Annotated in this window: 1 protein-coding gene; it reads right to left on the minus strand. The window is 62.0% G+C overall.

Annotation, left to right across the window (positions count from 1 at the left end; translation table 11 throughout):
• Positions 1-477 (minus strand): OprD family outer membrane porin (locus V7773_RS30240; RefSeq protein ID WP_336076499.1); only part of this gene is annotated, 477 nt, incomplete at its 3' end.
• Between the last annotated feature and the right edge of the window lie 257 nt (positions 478-734).

Here is a 734-nt window from a genome sequence, read left to right on the forward strand (position 1 = left end):
CCCACGGAAGGTTTGCGGCAGGGAACGGCCGTCGTCGGAGCGCAGGATCGGCAGCACCGGCATCCATTCGCCGACCTTCAATTCGGTCTTCGACACCTTGGCCTTCAGGGCCACGCCCAAACGGCCGAAGTCGTCGGCCGGGCGGCCGTCGTCATGCACTGGGAGCAGTTGTGTACCTGCGGTGCCACGGCCGCCGTCGAGCTTGACCGAGTACATCCCCAGTATGTCCACGCCGAAACCGACCACGCCCTGGGTGAACCCGGACTTGGCGTCGAGGATGAAACTCTGGGTCCATTCCTCGGCCTTGCCCTGGGCGTTGTTCGGGTTGGTGAAGTTGCGGTTGAAGTAGAAGTTGCGCAGGTTCAGCGTGGCCTTGGCATCTTCGACAAACCCTGATTCCGCGGCCAGGACGGGCAGGGCGGTGCTGGTCAGGGCGACGGCAATGAGGCTGGGGAACAAGTGTTGTGTGGGCTTCATGGGCGTGTCTCTATTTTTTTGTGGACGAAGCGGGTCGTTGCCACAACCTTGGGCTGCAGGCGGAACGGTGGAACCAGTGGCGTGAGGCTGTTGAGGATCAGCCGGGTGCGGCGGGGCGGATGGGCATGGCGTCGAACCTGTTGTTATTGGTTTTGTGCGAGGGATGGTGAAGGGCGGCCCGGGATCGGTTCAATCGCCGTTTGCGGGTTTTGGGCGATTATCGAACAGCAAAACATTGCTTCGGCGGATGCGATTCC

The sequence above is a fragment of the Pseudomonas sp. 3JA genome, assembly GCF_036961705.1.
In the GTDB taxonomy this organism is placed as follows: domain Bacteria; phylum Pseudomonadota; class Gammaproteobacteria; order Pseudomonadales; family Pseudomonadaceae; genus Aquipseudomonas; species Aquipseudomonas fluorescens_Q.